The sequence below is a fragment of the Aeribacillus sp. FSL M8-0254 genome (assembly GCF_038008845.1).
GTDB classification, from domain to species: Bacteria; Bacillota; Bacilli; order Bacillales; family Aeribacillaceae; genus Aeribacillus; species Aeribacillus composti.
The window spans coordinates 2,880,642-2,897,781 of record NZ_JBBOZY010000001.1; the positions used below are offsets into that span (position 1 = coordinate 2,880,642).

Sequence of the window (17,140 nt, forward strand, 5' to 3'; positions counted from 1 at the left end):
GAAAAAAGGTTGCGTTGGTTACGAGTTCAGGTTTTGCTGTTATCCCTCGGCAAAACCTTATAAATTCGCTATTCTCATTACATCTCTTGCAATCATCACTTCTTCATTTGTCGGTATAACTAGAACTTTTACTGGTGAGTGTGGATAGTTAATAAACGCTTCTTTTCCACGTACTTTGTTTAAGGCAGGATCCCAATAAACGCCCATAAATTCCAATCCCCGCAGCACTCGTTCGCGGACAATGTCACTGTTTTCACCAATGCCGGCGGTAAAGATAATCGCATCCACACCGCACATCCGCGCCGCATAAGATCCGATATATTTATGAATGCGGTCAGCAAAAACCGCCAATGCCAATTCGGCGCGAGCATTCCCCTTCGCTGCAGCATCTTCGATATCGCGCAAATCGCTTGAGAAACCGGATATTCCTAAAAGTCCGCTCTTTTTATTTAATACATTAATAACTTCATCAGCGGTTTTACCTGTTTTTTCCATGATATATGGAATAAGTGCTGGATCAATACTTCCGGAACGAGTTCCCATCGCAACACCTTCAAGAGGCGTAAATCCCATCGATGTATCGATTGATTTTCCGCCTTCAACTGCTGCAATGCTGGCACCATTTCCTAGATGGCAGGAAATAAGCCGCAAATGCTTTAAAGGTCTTTCAAGCAATTGAGCTGCCCGTTCCGTTACATATTTATGAGACGTTCCATGGAAGCCGTATTTGCGAATTCCGTATTTTTCATAATAATCATATGGCAAACTGTATAAGTAAGATTGTTCCGGCATCGATTGGTGAAAGGCAGTATCGAACACCGCTACCGCTGGAACGTCCGGAAGCACCTTTTGGAAGGCTCGAATGCCAAGCACATTGACTGGATTATGCAAAGGCGCCAAATGAGAGAGTTCTTCAATTTTCTTTAAAGTTCCATCCGTAATAAGCGCTGAGTCACTGAAGATCTCTCCTCCATGTACAACCCTATGACCGATTCCGTCAATATCATTTAACGTCCGGATAATTCCATATTCTGTTAATTTATTTAGCACAAGCTGTACCGCTATTGAAAAATCGGTAATTTGACAACTTTCTTTCTTTTCTTCTCCGTTAACATATATCTTGAAAAATGATTGGTCCAAACCAATCCTTTCAACTACCCCTTTTGTTAAAACTTCTTCATTCGGCATTTCAAACAATTTAAACTTTAATGAAGAGCTTCCAGCATTTACAGCTAAAATCTTAGGCATGTATTTTCATTCTCTCCTTCTTTTTGTTGATGAAACTTTTTTAAAAATTCCTGCATGTGACATAGAAATTAGCAAAATATGTGAAACACCAGACTTGTCTAATTTTAAAAAGAGAGATGATCGCTCTATACATTTAAACATTGATAAAGCAACATTTCAAGTGAAAAATAAATGTTTATCTGTATACAAAAATTTCTAAAAATAAAAAGCGCTTCCATCTACTTCCTAAATGAAACGGGAAGCCACTATTCGCTAAAACCGAAGATTTCTTTTCTCTAGTTTAGTTTTTATGAAAAATAGAAGAAATAAACCGAATTCTAAAAAAAAGGCGACATGCTGTCACCTTTTAGTGTCTTCATCTTTTCATTTATTTGTCCGGACCCACTCATCAATTTGATCCATAATCGAAGCAAGAGCTTTTTTATTCGAAAATTTCGGTAGATCAACAAGCATAACCCGTTTGGGCGGTACAATTCCTTCTCCCTTTTTTTGCAAAATAAAGATGCTTTTTCGACTATTTTCCGATTTAAACATGGAGCGCGGGAGCTGCAACAGGCCTTGAATCACTGTATTTTCTTTTAAATATCGATTCAATTTTGGAGCTTCAGGCGTCTCAAAAAGATGGTTTGGTATAAGGAAAAACAAATAACCGCCTTCTTTTGTATAGCGGATGCTCTGCTCAATAAAAAGATGATGGGCGTAAGAATGGCCTTCATCAGCCTTCAATTCAAAATGCTTTGCGACGTCATGATCGGGATAATAGCCGACTGGCAGGTCGCACACCACCGCATCCACAGGGTCGATAAAAAGGTTTTTTAAGCTATCCTGATTATAAAAGTCAATAGAATGCTTCTGCAAATTTGCATTCACATAAGCGATTTTAACTAACAAATCATTTATATCGATTCCAATGCTTTCAACTTGCTTTGCTTCCAGTTGGTTTAAGACAGCCGAGAGTAAATTACCCGAACCTACAGCAGGGTCTAAAATCATTAAATTTTTTTCATCTTGAAAAAATTTTTGCACAAGATAGCCGAGCAATATGCAAACACTGTCAGGAGTCATTTGGTGGATTTGCTGATTATCCTCCTTTAATCCTTTTAAAACAGCGAGCTGAAAAGCTCTCCGAATTTCTTCATTTGAGTAGTGATCCAAATGAAACGTCCGGTATATATTGTTCAGTTTTTTACTTGTAATTTCGCTAATGGAATCTTGAACTGCAGTTCCGTGAAATAGGTTTTCTCCTGTATTCGCTACCGCTTCAATGTATGTACAATTCATTTCGTTTTTAATGATTTCTGCCGTCTCATTAATGAGTGAAAACAGTTTTTCAACATTTGAAAATCCTTGCATAAAGGCTTCCTCCTTTAAGCTCGTCACATCCTTTCATTTTAGCGTTTCATTGTTTTATAAGCAAGAAAAAAAGGACCTTGCATCAGGTCCTTAATTTGCTGCTTTTGCAGCTTCAATCGCCGCTTCATAGTTTGGATGATTTGTCGCCTCGCTGACATATTCTACATATGTTACATTATCGTTTGAATCAACAACAAAAACAGCGCGAGCAAGCAGACGCAATTCTTTGATTAATACTCCGTACGCCTGTCCGAAAGAAGCGTCGCGATGGTCAGATAACAATTGTACATTTTCAATTCCGTTCGCACCGCACCAACGTTTTTGCGCAAAAGGAAGATCCATGCTGATTGTTAAAATTTTAACATTATCCAGCTTGGAAGCTTCTTCATTAAAGCGGCGTGTTTGTGCATCACATACGCCAGTATCGATCGAAGGAACAACAGAAATGATTCGGACTTGCCCTTTTGTATCAGCTAAAGTAACTTCCGACAAATCATTCGCAAGCACTTTGAAATCAGGCGCTTTATCTCCAACCTTCACTTCATTTCCTAAAAGAGTTACCGGATTCCCTTTAAATGTTACGTTTGCCATTTTATCCCCTCCAAATCTATGTATAGTTTAACTATAGCTTGTTTTTGAAGACTTTTCAAAGAAAAAGTGTTTGAAAATTTCAAAAAGCTGCCAAAGCAGCTTTAAATGTCAAAATCAATTTTTTCTTTTTCATTGTTATCGTCTTGTATATGTTTTTTCTTTCGAAACAGTTCTTGAATTTTTTCTACCGTTTGAGGGGTTGCATCTAAAATTTTTTCATAAAGATGGGTATTTTCATCTAAATGAAGAATTTTGACTCCATTTGTTCCAACAATAAGAAATGCAATTGGCGTAATCGATACACCGCCTCCGCTTCCTCCGCCGAAAGGAAGTTTTCCTTTTTCACCTGTAGTGCTGCTTCCATAAGGACTGCTTGAATGTTTTTCACCTGTCGGTCCGTAAAATTCACTGCCACCTGCCGCAAATCCGAATCCCACTTTTGAAACGGTTAGTATAACACTCCCATCAGGAGTTTCAACTGGATCGCCAATTATGGTATTGACATCGATCATTTGCTGCAAGTTTTCCATTGCCGTTTTCATTAACCCTTGAATCGGATGATCGCTCATACTTTTGCCTCCTCTAAACTATGTTCATTCTTCTTGTTTTTCTTGGCAAACGGTAAGTTTCGCCATAATGCTGTTTTTGATCTCGACCATTTTACGAGACGCAATCCTGCTATGATAGCATTCCCAAGTCGGAATTGCATCATACATACAAATGTCGTTTTCAAAACCATTCGGTTGAAATTAGGAAAGATTGAAACAACTGGATAACCTTTTAATGTAAAGTATCGGGAAGCGAAATAAATAATAGAGCTTTTTATCCCCCATAGTGTACCCGCCGACATTCCTGTTGAGGCAGCTTCTCCCGTTCCGATTTCAGTACGCCACTCCCATTTCACAATCCGAACCTTCTTCAAAAATTTCCGAATAATAAAGGAAAAGTAGATAACATTTTCCAATATTTCTTTAAAATTTTGCAGCATCTCAAACAGCTCTTCAGGAGTCACTTTTTCGGACGATTTTTGAGTTGAATGTTTCGTTTCTTTTTCTTGTTTATAAACAATATTTGGACCTTCTTGATCCAGTTTTATAAAAGGGATTTTGATTGTGTAGCGAATAAGGCCAAAAAACAATAGAAATGTCACTCTTAACCGATCGTCATATTTATCGTGTTTATATGAAAGTACAATCGTTAATGTTGTCATTGCAACTAGAAGCACAAATATCAAAAATAGGAAAAAGACCATTGCAAGCCAAAATGGCATGATTTCACATCCTTTCAGTGAACCATTATCACCTCTCTATAAAAAAATAAACCTGCCTTTTCGGCAGGTCATCTTGAAAACCTTTCATCATGAATAACTGTTGTATCGCTGAATAAATCGTGCAGTCCTTGTTTCTTTTTTGTAAAAGCAACGATCAAATATCCAATCCACGTAACCTTGGAGATGTACCGTCCGATCCATTCCCTGAAGAAAACATCGATCCATGTAAGCTTATCATTTTTTAAAGATATAACACGCAGGCCAAAAACCATTTTCCCGAGCGTTTGTCCTAAAAACTTCGTCATAAGAATAAAGTAGGAAAAGAAAAACAAGGCGCTTAAAATTCGATAAGGTGAAAAAATAAAATCGCTTTTTTCCAGTCCGATCAGTAAAAAAAGCGGATTGGCAACAATTCGGATGACGCTTGAAACAACAATGAGGTCAAGCAAGTATGCCCAAAACCGCATCCAAAATCCCGCAAAGTGATAAGAGATGTCTGTTTGAACCTCACGCTTTTGTTCAATTTGATTTATTTCTTCAAATGTTCCATCCATGTTGGCACCTCCTACTCCGAATATAAATACATCAGGCGGGGAGAATTCGGTTGTGAAAACAATTTGTATAGTCCCTGCATTTCTAGATCTTTAGAGATCACCTTCCCAGCCATCATGGAAAGGAACGATTCAAATCCAAAACTCGATTTATATTTGAATACATATGGATCTGATAAGTCTAAGTCTTTTTTCATCATTTCCACCGCATCATCAAAATAGCCTAGCTCGTCAACTAAATGGAGCTGCTTCGCCTGCCGGCCGTCATAAATTCGTCCATCGGCAATTTTCCGCACTTCCCCTTCATCCATCTTTCTTCCTTGCGAGATTACGTCTACAAAGCCTTCATAAGCGTTATTCACCATTTTTTGAAGAATTTCTCTTTCCTCTTTTGTCATATCTCTTGTTGAAGAAAAAATGTCTTTATATGGACCGCTTTTGATCGTTTCTACTTTCACCCCAAAGTTTTTTGCCAATTCACTGTAATTTATTCCTTGCATAATGACCCCTAGCGAGCCTGTCATCGTATCCGGTGCTGCAATAATTTTATCGGCAGGAGTTGAAATATAATATCCTCCTGAAGCTGCCATGGTTCCCATCGAAACATAAATCGGCTTTTTCGCCTTTTCTTTAACTTCCATTAGTTTTTTATGAATTTCTGCACTTTCCACTACTCCCCCGCCAGGAGAGTTGACTCGCAAAATGATTCCTTTTACGCTTTTATCCTCGCCGGCCTTTTCAATCAATTTCAAAAATTCTTTATGATTGTAGCCTTCACTGGCAAAAATCGATGTAACATCTTCTCCCGTATCTTGAATCACTCCATTTACTTCCAGCACCGCAATTTTTTCATCCGGCATTCCTTCTTCAAGGACTTCCTCGGAAAACTGCGATTCAAAAAAATTCTCAGACAATTTTTCTGCATTTGAAACAGCCATAGAAGTAAAGCTAATGATCATCGAAAAAACAAATAATGCTGCGGCAATTCCTAACGCAGCCCATCTTTTTCCACTCAAGATGTTAACCTCCTTGATTCAATTTCACCTTTTTTGACATGTTCCATTATAAAAATGTTAAACTATATATCATAGTGTATTTTAACATTTATTTATATAATTGTGGAGAATCTTCCAAAAAGAGGAGGTTTTTTTGATGGATCCACGCCGAAATATCTACTTCTTTTACAAACATAGCGATCACCTTGAACAGAAAATAGCTTCGTTGATTGACTTGGCGAAGCAGTATGATTTTCGTCCTGTTGAAGATTGGAGAGAAGCGAACATTATCGTAGCAATCGGAGGGGACGGAACATTTTTGCAAGCGGTTAGAAAAACGCAATTTCGCGACGACTGTCTGTACATAGGCATCGCAACTGAAGGGCATATCAGTTTTTATTGTGATTTCCATATAGATCAAAAAGACAAATTAGTTGAAGCTTTTCAGCTGGAAAAGGTCGAGGTAAGAAGATATCCAACCATCGATGTCACCGTCGACCATGAAGTAAAGATTTCCTGCTTAAATGAATGTAGTGTCAGATCAGCAATTATTAAAACATTTGTTCTGGATGTATTTATTGATGATATGCATTTTGAAACGTTCCGAGGCGATGGAATGATTATTGCCACTCCAACAGGGAGCACAGCCTACAATAAATCTGTGAAGGGAGCTGTCGTCGATCCGCTCATAGACTGTTTACAAGTAACTGAACTTGCATCTTTGAACAATAATCTATATCGGACGTTAGGATCCTCTTTTATTTTAAGCGGAAATCGAAAGCTTACGTTAAAAGTAGTGCAGGACGGCAACGATTATCCGATTATCGGAATGGACAACGAAGCTCTAAGCATTCGTCATGTCAACCAGCTGGATATTGAATTAGGAAAGAAAAAAATTAAAACTGTTAAATTAAAAGATAATTCTTTCTGGGATAAAGTGAAAAGAACCTTTTTATAAAATGAAAATGAGCGAAAAGGATCACCTTTTCGCTCAAAAGCCAAAATATTCATTTATTGAAATGTTCCGCCACCGCCAGATAGTTGCTGCTGAGCAAAAGATACAAGCCGCTTTGTAATTTCTCCTCCAACGGAGCCGTTCGCGCGGGATGTAGTATCAGGACCTAAGTTTACACCGAATTCTGATGCGATTTCAGTTTTTAATTGCTCAAGTGCTTGTTCAGCACCAGGAACTAAAATTTGGTTAGAGTTGCTAGATCTGTTTTGAGCCATGTGTCATTCACCTCCTTGTGGATATAGAATGTGAAAAAACACATGGCTTCATGCATAAAACGAAATGGTAATTGTTTTGAACTTGTGGAATATTATAGTAAATTTTCAAAATCCTCTTCTATTTTTTCTTGTATATCATGTTTTCTTGGAAATTCAATTGTTACTGTTTCCTCAATCGCCTTCTGAATGAGAGGTTGAAAATCTACATAGCTTTCAAGCTTTAATATTTTCTCCCTTTTCGGCTTCGTTTTCGGTGAAGCTGGTGTAAAAATAGTACAGCAGTCTTCATAAGGTCTGTTTGAAATCTCAAACGTATCAATTTTTTCGGCAATTTCAATGATTTCATTTTTATCCATTGAAATTAAAGGTCTCAGTATAGGAGTTGTCGTCACTTCATTAATAGCATACATGCTCTCAAGCGTTTGGCTTGCTACCTGCCCTAGACTTTCGCCTGTTACAATGGCTAAGGCGCCTCGTTTTTTCCGAATTTCATCGGCAATTTTTAACATCATTCTTCTAGTCGATGTCATTGTATAATTTTCTAATATTTTTTGCTGAATGATCACTTGAATTTCTGTAAACGGAACGATGTGAAGCACGATTTTGCCGCCAAATTCGGTTAATTTTTCTACGAGATCCATAACCTTTTGCTTCGCTCTTTCATTCGTATAAGGAGGGCTGAAGAAATGGATCGCTTCAATCTCCAAGCCTCTTTTCATTGACAAATACCCAGCGACAGGGCTGTCAATTCCTCCAGAAAGCATCAGCATCGCCTTTCCGCTTGAACCAACCGGAAGCCCTCCCGCCCCTTTAAAATCTTTGCACATTATATATGTGGCATGCGGACGGACTTCTACGCGCACGTTTATGTCCGGATGATGAACATCTACTTTCAAACCGTCAGTATGAATAAGTATATGCCGGCCAATTTCATAATTGAGTTGGTCTGAAGTTAACGGAAACGATTTATCTGCTCTTTTGGCCGACACTTTAAAAGTGTCTCCGTTTTTATACAATTGCTTGACTGCCTGTAAAGCCGTGTCCTTTATGGCTTCGATGTCGCTTTTCGTTCTGATTGCCAAACTGAAGGACTGTATGCCAAAAACTGTTTGCAATTTTTCCGCTACCTTTTCCCCGTCTTCTCCATTTAATTTGATGAAAAGACGATCTCTGTTTGCTGTATACTCTAAAGACGAAAAGGAAGACAATGCAAGTTTTATATTGTTTTTCAAATGGTTAATAAAATGTTTACGATTTTTTCCCTTTAAAGACATTTCACCATATCTGACTAAAATATGATCATATTGCATGTTTATAACCCCATTATATTTTTTAATTTTTGTATAGATGATGGCAGGACGTCAATCAACGGCTTGACATCATCGATCGTCTGCCCAATTGAAAGGCTTATGCGGATGGCGCTTTCGGTGATGCTGCTTTTTTTGCCCATCGCCTTCAATACTTTGCTTTCTCCCTTTTTCCTTGAAGAACAAGCTGAAGTAGTGGAGACATAAATATTCTCCTCTTCAAGCATATGAACTAAAACTTCCGCTTTTATACCAGGTACAGAAAAGTTGATAATATGAGGGGCGGAAGATTCCTTTGGTGTGTTGATAATAATGCCATCTATTTTTTCAAGCTCATTTATAAGATAGTTTTTCGTATTAATCAGACGATCGATCTTCTCTTCATAGTCGTTGAATGCCAGCCTTAAACCTTTCGCTAGGGACACGCTGCCCGCTAAATTTTCGGTGCCTGATCTAATGCTTGCTTCCTGGCCACCCCCTGATAAAAGAGTGAGAATTGGTGTATTTTTTCTAATGTACAACACTCCTGTACCGTTTAGGGCATGAAATTTATGGCCAGATATTGTACATAAATCAATTCCCGCTTTTTTTATATTTAAAGGAACCTTCCCGACTCCTTGCACGTGATCGACATGATAAACGATGTTCGGATAGTTTTTAAGTATTTCGCCAATCTCTTCAATTGGCTGAATCGCTCCGATTTCATTGTTGACATGCATAACGGACACTAAGATTGTATCGTTACGTACAGCCTTTTGTATGTCAGCTGGAGACACAATGCCATTTTCATTTACAGGAATCCACGTCACTTCAAACCCGAATTCTTTTTCAAGCTGTTCAAATGCTTCGCTGACAGAAGGGTGTTCAATTACAGTCGTAATCAAATGCTTTCCTTTATGTCTTTGTGCAAAAGCCGCGCCTTTAATTGCCAAATTATTTCCTTCCGTTGCTCCAGACGTAAATATGATTTCCTGTCCGCTTACACCTAGCAAATCGGCTACTTGTTCTCTTGCTTTTGTTAAAAGTCTTTCCGCTTGAACACCTAAATGATGAAGAGATGATGGGTTCCCGAAAAACTTTTCCGCCACTTGCCGGTACGTATCAAGTACATCAGGGTAAGGCTTTGTAGTTGCACTATTATCCAAGTAAAGCATCGGTTGTATACCCCTTTGAATTATATTTTCTAACACTTTGCAATGCAATATTAACATAAGTAAATTGAAATGAAAAAGAAAAGATCATAACATAAACGGGCTCATTCAGACGAAAGCCTTTGTCCACGCACGTAAGCCGCTTTTTTTGTGAATTCAACAACGTCATCTTCGATCATCGTCGTCTTCCCGCATCCGCCGATCCCAAGCAGCGTGTAAAACTTCCGCGTTCAATCTTAAAAACTGACATCATCAAGCACGACTAACCTCGCTCAAAACGGAAGATTTCCCCTTTCTTCGTCAGTCGTTCCCCATTTCTTGAACCGCAAATAAAATTTGAGATCAATCTCTTTCTCATTCCTATCAATCACTTTTAGAACACAGAGTAAAGAAATAAAAAAAACTCGTTACCCCTCTAGCATTTTGCTTTAGAGAAACGAGAAAAAGCTGATTTTCGCCGCTGTTCATTATGCCATAAAAAGTTGATAAAAGCATCGGCTTCTATTTTTCAAAATAACCGGACTATCGTGAATTACTTTTTAAGCAGCTCATAAAACGCCTATAGCGCAAAGCGTAATGTCGTTCCAAAAGACTGCCGGAATCCTGCCACAGCTGCCAGCAGGTGCAATAGTTTAAGCCGCTGATGATTCGCTTCTTGAATCCGTTCATTCATCATGTCCTTTAGCTGCCCTTTTTGCTTGCTCCTTGCCTAAGTAAAACACCAATCCTTGAAAAAAAGTTTTCATGACGACCTTCGTTTCTATTCATTTTATGAGGGATAACGCTTCCTGAATTTTTTGTTGAGCCTCTCGTTCCCCTGCTTCAATGCACTCCTGGATTCTCGTTGTGTCGAACGCCAAAATGTGCCCGACTTCCGGCCGAAAAACCACATCTGCATATTGAAGATTGGTACGGCGCTGCCTCGTCATCATAATCGTGAAAGAACGATAGACGACGTCAAAAATATTGCGCGGTTCCTCTTCTTCATGTTCTCTTTCGACATCAACAGCCATAACGACATCTATTCCTGCTTCACGGAGCAAATCAGCCGGAAGGTTATTTAAAATTCCCCCATCCACCAGCACTTTATCTTGATAATGAACAGGCGAAAAAATGCCGGGAACGGATGTAGTGGCCCGAATGGCTAAACTAAGACTTCCTTTTTCAAAGACAACAACTTCTCCTTTAATCAAATCAACCGATACCGCCCGAAAAGGAATGTTAAGATCCTCAATGCGAATATTGCCAAGCCCCTTTTGCTCTAAAAATTGAATAAGCATCGTGTATATTTTATTTCCAGCAAAAATACCGCGTTTTAAAATTCCAATGTCCACAAATCGGTAAGATGGGGTGGTCAGGATAAATTCTTCAATTTCCTCGATGTCAATACCGGCGGCAACTAACCCTCCAATTGCACCACCCATACTGGTGCCAGCAATAAAATCAATCGGTATTTGATGTTTTTTTAGCACTTTTAATACTCCAATGTGGGCTAATCCGCGTACCGCCCCACCCCCTAAAGCTAAGCCTACTTTCATGAATATTCTGTCCTTCCACTACAAGGTTGTATTAGAACTTTCCATTTCTTAAAATAAGTCATTCAACCATTTTTTTACTTTTGCAAAGAAAGAAATGCTATCTTCCTCGCTGTTCGTGTCTGACTTTTGTTCGGCTGAATCTTTCGCCTTCACCGGCTCGATCGGATCTGTTTTTAAAATAAAACGAACTTCACCTTTCGCGCCTTTTGGTTTGCCAAGAAATGTATCGTATTGTTCCGCCGCTTTTTTCGATTGATTTAAAATAGCTTCCCCTTCATACAGTTTATTTAATCCGGTAACCAGCCCATTTTTCATTTCCACCGTTCCGCCGGATAACTTCTCTATACCAGTTTTTAGTTGCAACGAACCTTTTTCCAGCTGGCCCGCCGCAGCCGCTAACTTGTCAGCTCCGGATTTGGAGCTTTTTAAACCTTCCTCCATCTTATCGAGGCCTGGAAATGGTTTTCCCTGCAAATTTCCCCCTTCAGCTAGCATCTTCAGCATTTGTTGCTGGCCTTTTAGTCCCTGCACGAGAGCCTGCAAATTCGCATCCTGCGGTTTCTCAGCAGCCAGATTTTGAGCCAGCGCCAGAAGCTGCCGGTTTACCTCCAGCGACTGTTTCACAAGTCCCTCATGGGCTTGATTCACTTGGTTCAACTGCCCAAGTCCTTCAGAAAGTTGGTTTAAACCGTTTTTTACTTGACGATTGCCAGAGGCAAGTTGATTTGCGCCATCTCCTATTTGATCCAGTGCAGAAGAGATTTGCTGAATGCCATCTGTCAGTTTTTCCAATTGTTCTTTGACCGATACTTCTGATACTGGAGGAAGCTTCGGAATCAAAGTAATCGTGATCGGTTCAAGCTCAATGTTTGTTCCTTTCATTTCAAGGGTGATGGTCTCTTCCGGATTGGGCACAACCATCCAAGTCGCGCTCATCGTTTTCCCCGACATGACCGTCATTGCGTCACCGAGTTTCATATCCGCGAAATGTTCAGTCGGAATGTTGAGCGAAACAAGCGATAAAATCGGGGTGTACAGCTCTTTTTCCACTGAATGATGGACACCCTTATAGCCGGAATAGGAAATGTTTTTCTTTTGTTTCAGCCGGTTCTTTAATTTTATCTCGATTTTTACTGTGCCATTTTTCCCAGCCAATGAGGAAGCACCCACTTTTTTCCCATTCAGATAATAGTTGATCGAAACGTCCACCGGAAGAGGCTGGCTGGTTTCGCCGGAATAATAAATCGACTGTTCTCCTTTCACTCCCGCATCCCAAATGATTTGTCCGTTTTGCACCACTGGTTTTTCCAATCCACTTATATTGCGAATATGCTGTAATTGTCCGTAATCTGTCACGGTGACATTTCCATTTCCTTTAAAATACAGCCAATCCACAACGATCGATTTTTTCACAGTCCCATCGGGATTAAGAAGGGTATAAACCGTTTCTCGATCAACGACTTGATCGGGAGCCGCTGCATAAGTACCAGTTGCCGATGATAATAAAAGGGTGGCAGCAGTCAAAATGGGGATCGTGGTTTTCATCGCATTCATTGTGCTTCTCCTCTCCTTTTATTGTTCGTTTATTGGTTTAAAAGTGCCTCATCTTCTTTCATGGATTCGGCCTTAGGCCAGCCGAATGTCGTTTTGGATATGAAACCTTCTAATGTGAGCAACACTGCCGGAAGCAGGAATAAGATGACGGCAAGAGAAATAATCGCTCCTCGCGCAATCATAAAGGTTAAATCTCTGAGCAACGTGATGTCGGAAAACAGCCAAATCCCAATGACAGCGGCAAACAAGGCAAGCGCACTGCTCAAGATCGCTTCTCCGCTTGCTGTTATGGCTCGATACATCGCTTCCTCTTTCGGATAATTCATCAACTCTTCCTTATAGCGTGTGACAAGTAAAATGGCATAGTTGATCGTGCTACCGAGCTGGATAGCGCCAATGGCGAATGTACCAATAAACGGCATGGAACGGCCAAGATAGAAATCGAGTCCTTGATTGAACAAAATCGCCAACTCAATTCCGCCAACCAATATAATCGGCAACGCCGCGGATCGGAAGGCAAGCGCAATGATCAAAAATACGGCGACAACCGAAATCAAATCTACTTTTTTCATGTCGTCCCGTACCGTGGTAGTCAGATCGTTTTGCAAAACCGATTGACCAGTCAAGTACATATGCCCTTCATATGGCTCGGTTAATTTGTTGATTTGTTGAATGGCTTGTGTCGTGCGTTCATCATAAGACCCGTATTCCATCTGCACCAGCATGTAATTGTATTGATCCTTGATAAACATATTTTTTAAGTTTTCAGGAACAAATTCTGAAGGAGTCGCAGGATCTGTAAAGGTGTCATACCCAATTACTTTCTTGATTCCATCTATTTCTTCAATCTGCTGCTTGATTTTGAGACGTTCCTGATCAGAAATCTTGCTATCCATGACTAAAAAAGCCGAATCAGTCGATGTAAATTCTTTTTTGATTTCGTCAAGATTTTGGATCGAAGGCAGCGTCTTCGGCATAAGTTGCTCCAAATCGTACACAATATGTACATTTTTGAAACCGATGAAGGCAGGAATAAACAAAAGCAGGAACACTGCAGAAACAAGTTTGTGGCGATTGGTCACAAATTTGGCTAACAGATGAAAATTAGGGATCATCACTCGGTGCTGATATTCGCGAATCCACTTGTCAAACACCAGAATGAACGACGGCAACAACGTCAAAATCATCAACACACTAAGAATGATCCCTCGCGCCATCGTCATCCCCAAGTCTTCCCCAAGTCCAAGCGACATGGTGACCATCGCGAGAAAACCGGCTACTGCCGTTGCCGAGCTGGTTAAAATAGCCATCGCTGTGTGCTTGATGGCCGCGATCATAGCCTCGTTCTTTTCTTTCGTCTTTCGTTCTTCTTCATAACGATGCACTAAGAAAATAGAAAAATCCATCGTAACGCCGAGCTGCAAAGCTCCCGCAATCGCAGCGGTAACATACGACATTGAACCATTTAAATAGTAAGCCAATCCTAAGTTGTAAATAATAGAAACCCCTATTGAGAACAGGATAAGGAACGGAATGAAAAGCGATGGGAGCGTTAATTCCAAAAGTAACAAAATAAACCCAATTGCGGACACTGCATAGACAAACTTCTCACTTTCAAGCAACTGACGCAGCTCCGACAGCATTGGAGGAGTTCCAGCAAAATAAGTATTCGGCCCAAGAATGTTTTTAATTTCTTGTACAGCATAATGAGTTTTTTCTGATGCCGCTTCCTCTTCAAATTGAATTTGCAGGACGGTGCTGTTTCCAGAGTAAAACTGGTCCACCAATTCTTCTGGAAGAAATTCGCGAGGTACTGCAAGATCAGCAATATCTGTGATCCAATTGGCTGTCTCAACACCATCCACTTGCTCTAGTTTTCGCTTTAAATTTTCTACTTCAACATCTGTTTGATTTTTTACCATCAGAATGCCTGTTCCACCGAAACCAAACACTTTGTTCATAATATTTTGCCCTTGCACAGAAGGAAGCTTTTCCGGCAAGTAAGCAAAAATGTCATAATTGATTTGCGTTTTGACTATTCCGAACAATGAGGGGATCACTAGTATGATTGATAAAACGATGATAGCAATTCTACTTTTCACCACAAATCTCCCAAATAATTCAAGCACATCGATCACCTGCCAAAGCAATTTATGGACCGTTACTTAAGTAACGTAAATGATCAAACAGACATTAATTTTTGGTGAAAATATTTTTGAATGCTTCAAAGATTTTCTTTAAGAATTCGAGAAAATCGTTCATCATTGTTACCACCTCCCTTTTGTTTATGAGGATACATTCCGCTCTGTCTAAATCTATTACAAAAAACACAAATAACACAAAAGACCCAAAAACTAAACCAAATAAATGGTCAAGGTTTAAACCATTGACCACGATCATGTTAATGCTTCATTGAGAAAATCGGAAAGCATTTCCTTTTCAAAATTGGAAAGGTCGGCAATCGATTTCAAATACCGTCCAACCAATTCAGTTACTTCTACGCCAATTTCGTGATTCACCGTTTGAATAATGCCGCCAAGGACGGTTCCAACAAACATTGTCATCCGCATTTCATTAGTTGGAGCGTTCTGAACGAGCTTTTTAATCAACACCTCGGTTTTCCCGCCCAACTTGCGAAGATAAACAAGAAAAAGCCCGATGATGTATGCACAGAAGGCAACGCGAATCTGCGCTTTCGGAATTTCCTCTAAAACCTTTCGAACAGCGGCACTGAGACTGCAATTTTTTAAACTGTTTAGAAATTCAAGTATTTTCGCTTTTGTTTTATGCCACTCTTCTAGGTTTATTACTTCAGAACGTTTTTGTTCAAACAAGCTCGTAGCTTTTGCGGTCGGCAGAAAAACAATTTGGGAACGTCCTGTCTCGCCAGGATTCACAGCGTAATCGCGGGTGAGATAGCCAAGTTTTTCAAGTTCTTTCAACATGTCGTATGCCGTCCATTTGCTAACACCTAGTGCTTTCGCTAATGTTTCATAATGAACAGGCACGTTTGTTTTTTGGTATAAGTCGATCAACTTATGAAGAAATTGCTTCCGACGTTCAGTTAACAACATTCATTCTCACCACCCAAAAAACCAAAAAATAAACACTACGTTATTAACTATAAGGCCAATAAAAACTTTTGTCAACTTGAAAATGCCGCATGACAACATTTAACTCAGCGGCACATCTTTCCACTTTCCAACCCTATAAAGAAATTTTTGGTTCATCCAAGACCATCAAGCGCATTACATTCGTTAACCGACTTTTTCTTCGGTAAAATGTTAAATGATATCCAAAGGCACCTTCTTACGAGGTTTTGGAAATGCCTCATCAAGTCGGTTCAAGTCTTCTTGGGTTAATTCAATAGCAGCAGCTTCAGCATTCTCCAGCACATGCTGCTCTTGCCCAGCTTTTGGAATAGCAATGACATCATCCGTGCGTATCGTCCAAGCAAGTGCAATTTGTAATGGTTTTACATTGTATTTTTTGGCAATTTCATTAACAGTTGGATCCGTCAACAACTGCTTTCTTAATGTACCTCCTTGGGCAAGGGGGCTGTACGCCATAATCGGTATATGATGTTCCCGGTGCCAAGGCAGCAGATCAAAATCAATTCCTCTCGAACCTATATGGTATAACACTTGGTTTGTCGCACAGTTTGATCCGTTGAGCGTGTTCCATAGCTCTTCCATATCGTCTGTGTCAAAATTGGAGACTCCCCATCTTAATATTTTTCCTTCTTTTCGCAGCTTTTCCATACCTTCGATTGTTTCTTCTAAAGGAATGCGGCCTCGCCAATGTAAAAGATATAAATCTAAATAGTCCGTCCCCAGCCGTTTTAAACTGTTTTCACATGCAGCGGAAATCTTGTCTAGTCCTGCATTATGCGGATACACTTTAGAGACTAAAAACACATCATCTCTGCGCCCTTTGATTGCTTCGCCGACTAAGCGTTCAGAATCGCCATTTCCGTACATCTCAGCAGTGTCAATTACTTTCATGCCCAATTCTATTCCAAGTTGTAAGGCTTTTATTTCTTTAGCTTTCTCCTGTGGCTTATCTCCCATGTACCATGTTCCTTGACCTATACATGGAACAGTCGTGCCATCAGGCAGCTTCACTACTCGTTTTTCAACATGACTTCTTATTTCCATGATTTTATTACTGTCCAATAATCCCATCCACTCTCGACCCTTTCCGTTATATTGTGAATTTCCCATTCTATAAAATTCCGCTTTCATACCTTTTTGACTTCAAAAATATGTACGTGCTTTCGAAACTTGTTTTTAGTGTTTGTTTAATTGCTATTGTTTCCCTTTTACACCTTTATAACAAATGTGGCAATGAAT

16 protein-coding genes are annotated in these 17,140 nt (G+C 39.7%); 1 reads left to right on the forward strand and 15 read right to left on the reverse strand.

The window, feature by feature from the left end:
- Positions 1-57 precede the first annotated feature (57 nt).
- The 7 genes from NSQ44_RS13970 to sppA all read right to left on the reverse strand — a co-directional run bounded on the left by NSQ44_RS13970 (position 58) and on the right by sppA (position 6,029).
- Entirely contained in the window at positions 58-1,248 is a 1,191-nt protein-coding gene (locus tag NSQ44_RS13970; RefSeq protein ID WP_066247835.1) for an acetate kinase, read from the reverse strand.
- Between the two features lie 363 nt (positions 1,249-1,611).
- Positions 1,612-2,601 carry a class I SAM-dependent methyltransferase gene (locus NSQ44_RS13975; protein ID WP_063387377.1) on the reverse strand — a complete coding sequence of 330 codons (990 nt, stop codon included), beginning with the start codon at positions 2,599-2,601 and terminating at the stop codon, positions 1,612-1,614.
- Positions 2,602-2,691: 90 nt separating this feature from the next.
- Entirely contained in the window at positions 2,692-3,192 is a 501-nt protein-coding gene (gene tpx, locus NSQ44_RS13980) for a thiol peroxidase (RefSeq protein WP_063387376.1), read from the reverse strand.
- A 101-nt stretch (positions 3,193-3,293) separates the two neighbouring features.
- Complete coding sequence (gene ytfJ / locus NSQ44_RS13985) at positions 3,294-3,761, reverse strand: GerW family sporulation protein (RefSeq protein WP_327856525.1); 468 nt, start codon at positions 3,759-3,761, stop codon at positions 3,294-3,296.
- Positions 3,758-4,462: a DUF2953 domain-containing protein gene (locus tag NSQ44_RS13990; protein WP_340857340.1), complete on the reverse strand. Its 705-nt coding sequence runs from the start codon at positions 4,460-4,462 to the stop codon at positions 3,758-3,760. Before NSQ44_RS13990 ends, ytfJ begins: the two co-directional genes overlap by 4 nt.
- A 68-nt stretch (positions 4,463-4,530) precedes the next feature.
- The gene (locus NSQ44_RS13995; RefSeq protein ID WP_340857341.1) at positions 4,531-5,016 is read right to left on the reverse strand and encodes an RDD family protein; all 486 of its coding nucleotides are present in this window, start codon (positions 5,014-5,016) and stop codon (positions 4,531-4,533) included.
- An 11-nt stretch (positions 5,017-5,027) separates the two neighbouring features.
- Positions 5,028-6,029 (reverse strand): signal peptide peptidase SppA, encoded by a 1,002-nt coding sequence (gene sppA / locus NSQ44_RS14000; RefSeq protein WP_063387372.1) that lies wholly within the window; start codon positions 6,027-6,029, stop codon positions 5,028-5,030.
- 136 nt (positions 6,030-6,165) lie between these two features.
- On the opposite strand from sppA, the gene NSQ44_RS14005 reads away from it, so the two are divergent.
- A complete protein-coding gene (locus tag NSQ44_RS14005; RefSeq protein ID WP_340857343.1) occupies positions 6,166-6,966 on the forward strand; it encodes an NAD kinase in 801 nt (266 codons plus the stop codon).
- Positions 6,967-7,019: 53 nt separating this feature from the next.
- Here the strand turns inward: NSQ44_RS14005 and NSQ44_RS14010 are convergent, their stop codons facing one another.
- From NSQ44_RS14010 to NSQ44_RS14045, 8 genes are all read right to left on the reverse strand, one after another.
- The gene (locus NSQ44_RS14010; protein WP_063387370.1) at positions 7,020-7,238 is read right to left on the reverse strand and encodes an alpha/beta-type small acid-soluble spore protein; all 219 of its coding nucleotides are present in this window, start codon (positions 7,236-7,238) and stop codon (positions 7,020-7,022) included.
- A 92-nt stretch (positions 7,239-7,330) separates the two neighbouring features.
- Complete coding sequence (gene thiI, locus NSQ44_RS14015) at positions 7,331-8,548, reverse strand: tRNA uracil 4-sulfurtransferase ThiI (RefSeq protein WP_340857344.1); 1,218 nt, start codon at positions 8,546-8,548, stop codon at positions 7,331-7,333.
- A gap of 2 nt (positions 8,549-8,550) precedes the next feature.
- Positions 8,551-9,699 (reverse strand): cysteine desulfurase family protein, encoded by a 1,149-nt coding sequence (locus tag NSQ44_RS14020; RefSeq protein WP_117017221.1) that lies wholly within the window; start codon positions 9,697-9,699, stop codon positions 8,551-8,553.
- A 761-nt stretch (positions 9,700-10,460) separates the two neighbouring features.
- Positions 10,461-11,234, reverse strand: coding sequence for a patatin-like phospholipase family protein (locus tag NSQ44_RS14025; protein ID WP_340857346.1), 774 nt, complete (start codon positions 11,232-11,234; stop codon positions 10,461-10,463).
- 48 nt (positions 11,235-11,282) lie between these two features.
- Positions 11,283-12,788 (reverse strand): hypothetical protein, encoded by a 1,506-nt coding sequence (locus NSQ44_RS14030; protein WP_340857348.1) that lies wholly within the window; start codon positions 12,786-12,788, stop codon positions 11,283-11,285.
- A gap of 29 nt (positions 12,789-12,817) precedes the next feature.
- Positions 12,818-14,890 (reverse strand): efflux RND transporter permease subunit, encoded by a 2,073-nt coding sequence (locus NSQ44_RS14035; RefSeq protein WP_340857350.1) that lies wholly within the window; start codon positions 14,888-14,890, stop codon positions 12,818-12,820.
- A 294-nt stretch (positions 14,891-15,184) separates the two neighbouring features.
- Positions 15,185-15,862, reverse strand: a complete 678-nt coding sequence (locus tag NSQ44_RS14040) for a LexA family protein (RefSeq protein ID WP_340857353.1) — start codon at positions 15,860-15,862, stop codon at positions 15,185-15,187.
- 210 nt (positions 15,863-16,072) lie between these two features.
- Positions 16,073-16,972: an aldo/keto reductase gene (locus NSQ44_RS14045; protein WP_340858272.1), complete on the reverse strand. Its 900-nt coding sequence runs from the start codon at positions 16,970-16,972 to the stop codon at positions 16,073-16,075.
- Positions 16,973-17,140 lie beyond the last annotated feature (168 nt).